The organism is Ideonella sp. P3_A4 (genome assembly GCF_056403075.1).
Window position 1 is genome coordinate 1 of the sequence record NZ_JBFUGE010000396.1, and the last position, 5539, is coordinate 5539.

The window sequence follows — 5539 nt, forward strand, 5'->3', positions numbered from 1 at the left end:
CCCCAGGACAACGCCGAAGACAACATGAGCAAGCCGGCGTTCGACCACCAGAGCATTCTCGACAGCATGTTCGAGACGATGGAGGAAGGCGTCAGCGTCTTCGACGCCGACCTGCGGCTGGTGACTGTCAACCGGCGCTTTCGCGAGCTGCTGACGTTTCCCGACGCGCTCTATGTCGCCGGGACGCCCTTCGAGGCCTTCGTGCGCTTCAACGTCGAACGTGGCGACTACGGGCCCGGCGACGTCGAGCAGCAGGTGCACGAGCGGGTCGAGATGGCGCGCAAGTTCCAAGCCCACCAGTTCGAGCGTGAACGCCCCGATGGCACCATCCTCGAGGTGCGCGGTCGCCCGCTGCCAGGCGGCGGCTTCGTCACGATCTATGCCGACATCACCCAGCGCGCCCGGGCCGAACGCGCATTGCGCCAGTCCAACCTGTTGCTCGAGAAGACTTTCGAGACGATGGACCAGGGCATCAGCATCGCCGACAAGGACCTGACGATGCTCGGCACGAACCGGCGCTTTCGCGAGCTGCTGGACTTCCCCGAATCGCTGTGCCAGCCGAACACGCCGTTCGAGTCCTTCATCCGCTACAACGCCGAGCGTGGCGATTACGGGCTTGGCGACGCAGAAGACCAGGTGCGCGCGCGCGTCGCGATGGCGAGCAAGTTCGAGCCGCATTGCTTCGAACGTGAGCGGCCCGACGGCACGGTGCTCGAGATCCGCGGCATGCCGATGCGCGAAGGCGGGTTCGTGACGATCTACACCGACGTCACCCAGCGCGCGCAGGCCGAGCGCGCGATGCGTGAAAGCGAGGCGCGCTTTCGCAGCCTGACCGAGCTGTCGTCCGACTGGTTCTGGGAGCAGGACCTGCACCAGCGCTTCACCCGGCTCGAGGGGCGGCACGCCAGCGGCGGCGACAACGCCTTCGATGCCGAACTGGGCAAGACCTGGTGGGAACTCGGCTACGAAATCGAAGAAGGCTGGGATGCCCACCGCCAGCTTCTGACCGAGCAGAAACCGTTTCGCGACGTGGTGATGCGACGCGTCCCGTTCGACGGCCCGGCCACCTATGTGCGCGTGAGCGGCACCCCCATCCGGGCGCGCGACGGCAGCCTGGCCGGCTACCGCGGCGTGGGGCGCGACATCACCCAGCAGCGTGGCGCTGAAGAGCGCATCCGCTACCTGGCGACGCATGACGAGCTGACGGGGTTGCCGAACCGGGTCTGGTTCGGCGAGCTGTTGCAGCTGGCGATCCAGACGGCGCAGCGCCACGGGCGGAAGTTCGCGCTGCTGTTCATCGACCTGGACCAGTTCAAATCCATCAACGACACGCTGGGCCACGCGGTCGGCGACCAGTTGCTGGAGGCCATCGCGCTGCGCTTGAAGTCTTGCCTGCGCAGCGCGGACGTGGTGGCCCGGCTGGGCGGCGACGAGTTCGTCGTGTTGCTGCAGGACCTGTACCGAAGCGAAGACGTGGCGGCAGTGGCCACCAAGATTCTTTCGTCGGTGGTCGAACCGGTGGAGGTTCATGGCCTGCATTGCCGGGTGACGGCGAGCATCGGCATCTGCCTGTACCCGGACGATGCGCAGGACGAGCGCACGCTGATGAAGAACGCCGACATCGCCATGTATGCGGCCAAGGACCGGGGCAAGAACAACTTCCAGTTCCATTCGAGCGCGGTCACCGCGCAGTCGCTCGAGCGCATGGCGCTGGAGCTGCATCTGCGCAACGCACTACCGCGCCAGGAACTCGCGTTGCACTACCAGGCCAAGGTCGACCTGAACACCAACGAGATCACGGGCGTCGAGGCCCTGCTGCGCTGGAACAGCCCCGAACTCGGGCTCGTCGGCCCGACGCAGTTCATTCCGGTGGCCGAGCAGTGTGGGCTCATCGTGCCCATCGGCAAGTGGGTGCTGCAGCAGGCCTGTATTCAGAACATGGCCTGGCAGCGCCAGGGTTTTGCACCAATCGGTGTGTCGGTCAACTTGTCGGTACGGCAGCTGATGCACGACGGTCTGCTGGACGACATCACCGAGGCGCTGCGCAGCGCCGGGATGGACCCGCGCCTGCTGGAACTGGAGATCACCGAAGGCATGGTGATGCACGACATCGAGCGCATGGCGCAGCTGCTGCGGGCCATCAAGCGGATGGGCGTTCGCATCTCGATCGATGATTTCGGCACCGGCTACTCCTCGCTCGCGCACCTCAAGCGCTTTCCGGTCGACGTGATCAAGATCGACCGTTCGTTCATCCGCGACATCACCACCGACCCTGCCGACCGGACGATCACCGAAGCGATCATCGCGATGGGCAAGACGCTCAACCTGACTGTCGTGGCCGAGGGCGTGGAAACGGCCGAGCAGCGTGACGTGCTGCGTGAGATCGCCTGCGACGAGATCCAGGGCTACTACTTCAGCCGCCCGGTGCCGCCCGAGCAGGTGGCGCCACTGCTGCAACGCCACACGGTGCCGGGCAAGCCGGCCACGGTGTGTTCGCCACGGCAACCCCTGGGATTGGCCGCGACAGCGTCACCGTGACGGCGTAGCCGCCGGCTACGCAAACGGTTTCATGCCCCTTCGGGGTCGCTGCAGCATCGAACTGGCCGCCAAGCAGGCCGGTTTTCTGCCTTTGGGCTCGTAATTTGCCGCTCAAACTGCTGCCCGAGCCAACGCTGGTTCGGCACAGCCAGGAGTACGGTCCCCATGACTCAATTCAGCATCAAAGCCCGTCTGGGCCTGTTGGTCGGCGCTCTGCTGGCGCTGCTGGTCCTGTCGTCTTACAGCACGGTGCACCACATGCGCCAAGCAGAAGACACCTTGCGCGACCTGTACAAGGACCGCGTGGTGCCGCTGGAGCAGCTGAAGATGGTGGCCGACGGCTATGCGATCGGCATGGTCGATGCGGCCCACAAGGTGCGCGATGGCGCCTTCACCGGCGAGGCCGGCATCAAGGCCGTGACCGAAGCCCGGCAGCAGATCGACAGCAACTGGAAGGCCTACCTCGCCACCGAGCTGAACGATCAGGAACAAGCCTTGATTGCGAAGGCGACGCCGCTGATGAAGCAGGCGGACCAGGCGGCTGAAAAGTTGTTGGGCCTGATGAAGGCCGGCGACGCCGACGCACTGCGCGCCTATGCGGCCAAAGAGATGTACCCGGCGATCGACCCGATCGGCGACGTGGTCAACTCGCTAGTGCTGGTGCAGCTCGAAGTGGCGAAGCGCGAATACGAAGCCAGCGAGGTCGAGGCCAGCGTCGTGCTTTGGCGCAATGTGATCATCTCGGCGATCGTCGTGCTGGGTGCCGGCTTTTTGGCCTGGGGCCTGATCCGTTCGATCGTCAACCCACTGGCCCAGGCGGTGAAGGTGGCCGAGGCGGTCGCCAGCGGTGATCTGAGCCAGCACATCGACGTGCGCTCTCGCGACGAAACCGGCCAGTTGCTGGCCGCGCTGAAGCGGATGAACGAGGGCCTGGTCGCCATCGTCGGCCAAGTTCGCTCGAGCTCGGACTCGATCGCCACCGGCTCGGCGCAGATCGCCAACGGCAATGCCGACCTGAGCCAACGCACCGAAGAGCAGGCCAGCAACCTGGAAGAGACGGCCGCCTCGATGGAGCAGCTGACCGCCACGGTCAAGAACAACGCCGACACGGCCCGCGCCGCCAACCAGCTGGCGTCCAGCGCATCGGATGTGGCCGCACAAGGCGGTCAGGTGGTTGGTCAGGTGGTCGCGACGATGGAGCAGATCACCGAAGCGTCGCGCCGCATAGCCGACATCATCGGCGTGATCGACGGCATCGCCTTCCAGACGAACATCCTGGCGCTGAATGCGGCCGTGGAAGCCGCTCGCGCCGGCGAACAAGGCCGCGGCTTCGCGGTGGTGGCCGGYGARGTGCGYTCGCTGGCCCAGCGCAGCGCCCAGGCCGCCAAGGAGATCAAGTCCCTGATCGGCGACAGCGTCGGCAAGGTCGAGGCCGGCAGCCAGTTGGCCGGCGATGCCGGCCGCACGATGAACGACATCGTGACCCAGGTCCGCCGCGTGACCGACCTGATCGCCGAGATCAGCGCCGCCAGCCACGAGCAAAGCCAGGGCATCGGCCAGGTCGGCGATGCGATCGCCCAACTGGACCAGGTCACCCAGCAGAACGCCGCGCTGGTCGAAGAAAGTGCTGCGGCAGCCGAGAGCCTGAAGCAACAAGCCGCGAAGATGAACGAGGTGGTGGCGGCGTTCCGGTTGGCTTGAACCCGTCGGCTATCGCGGCGCGCTCAATGACGCCTAAATCGCCGGCTTGACGACCTTCACACTGGTCCCGGTGCTGAAGGTGGCGTCCGAGGCCTTCCACTGCTGACCGGCGGAGACGCGGTCAGCGTTGGCGAAGCGGACGGCGAAGCGCACATCACCGCGGTTCTTCGCGAAGGCGTCGGGCGCGGCGAGCAACACGTCGTAGGCGCCGGCCGCGGCGTCGCTGGGCACGGTCACCGTGACGCCAATGCGGGACGACACCGGACCTTGCGCCGGCAGCTTGCTCAGCTTGCCATTGCTGGCCTTGATGATGGCCCCGCTGGTCCGGTGCTTCAGGCGCACCTCCAAGGACCGATCGACGAACATGCGCGACCAGCCAACGTTGCGCAGGTCGACTTGAACCACCATGCTGTTGCCGCGCTCGACCTTGGCTGGATGCGTGACCTTGTCGAGCTGGATGCGGTAGCCCATCTGCCCCGACACCGTGGGATAGCAGCCTTCGGCCTTCCAGTTGTCGAGCACCTGCGGCGCGTAGTCGGCATTCAGCCAGGCCAGGTGGTATTGCGGACCTTCCGCCAGGATGTCAGCGCAGGACTTGCGCAAAGGCTCGTCCGCGCCCTGGCAGGTTTCACCACCGGACGAGCCCTTGATCGTCAGCTTCTGGATGTAGGTGCGCAGTTCCGGCGTCGGGTAGGTGCCCGTGTCGGTCGGGCCGGCCAGAAAGCAGTCGTTGTGAAAGCCCACCTGCGCCGGCGCTTTCGCGTCGGGGTACCAGAGCTCCAGGTCACCGGGATAGCGGAAGTCGACCTGCGTGGTGGCCGGCACGTTGGCCAGCAGCGCGTCGCGCACGATCAGGCGATTGGCATCGGCCGTGTCGCACGAGGTGTCGCCGGAGTGGTAGCCGCAGGAGTTGCCCGACTTGGACGAATGCCATTCGCCCCAGGCGCCGATGAAACCGGCACGCATGTAGGGGATGGCTTCGGCATGCGCGGCGAGCACCGGCTTCAGCTGCGCCAGGTGGCGCGCGATCTGATGGGCGGTCGCGTCGTTGCCGCCTGCGGTGAAGTCGTAGGCGAAGAGCAGCTCGGCCTTCATGCCTTCGGCGCGGATCGCCTCCAAGCGGGCACCCAGCGTGTTCAAAACTGACGATGGGATGTCGCTGGTCCGGTAGGCCGCGAGCAAGACCGGCGCATGGACCAGGCGCTGCCCACGCGAATAGGCCGAGCGCACGCTGCCGATGTCGAGCTCGGTGATGAGGTCGCTGCTCACCCAGCTGTAGAAGCCACGGTCCGGGTTGGGC

3 protein-coding genes are annotated in these 5539 nt (G+C 66.0%); 2 read left to right on the forward strand and 1 reads right to left on the reverse strand.

The window, feature by feature from the left end; genetic code table 11:
* Both AC1DYI_RS25045 and AC1DYI_RS25050 read left to right on the forward strand, forming a co-directional pair.
* Positions 1-2538, forward strand: a 2538-nt coding sequence (locus AC1DYI_RS25045) for a PAS-domain containing protein (RefSeq protein WP_477206847.1), incomplete at its 5' end; no start/stop codon positions are given.
* Positions 2539-2703: 165 nt separating this feature from the next.
* The gene (locus AC1DYI_RS25050; protein WP_477206848.1) at positions 2704-4239 is read left to right on the forward strand and encodes a methyl-accepting chemotaxis protein; all 1536 of its coding nucleotides are present in this window, start codon (positions 2704-2706) and stop codon (positions 4237-4239) included.
* 33 nt (positions 4240-4272) lie between these two features.
* Here the strand turns inward: AC1DYI_RS25050 and AC1DYI_RS25055 are convergent.
* A partial coding sequence (locus tag AC1DYI_RS25055; RefSeq protein ID WP_477206849.1) for a DUF4832 domain-containing protein occupies positions 4273-5539 on the reverse strand: 1267 nt, incomplete at its 5' end.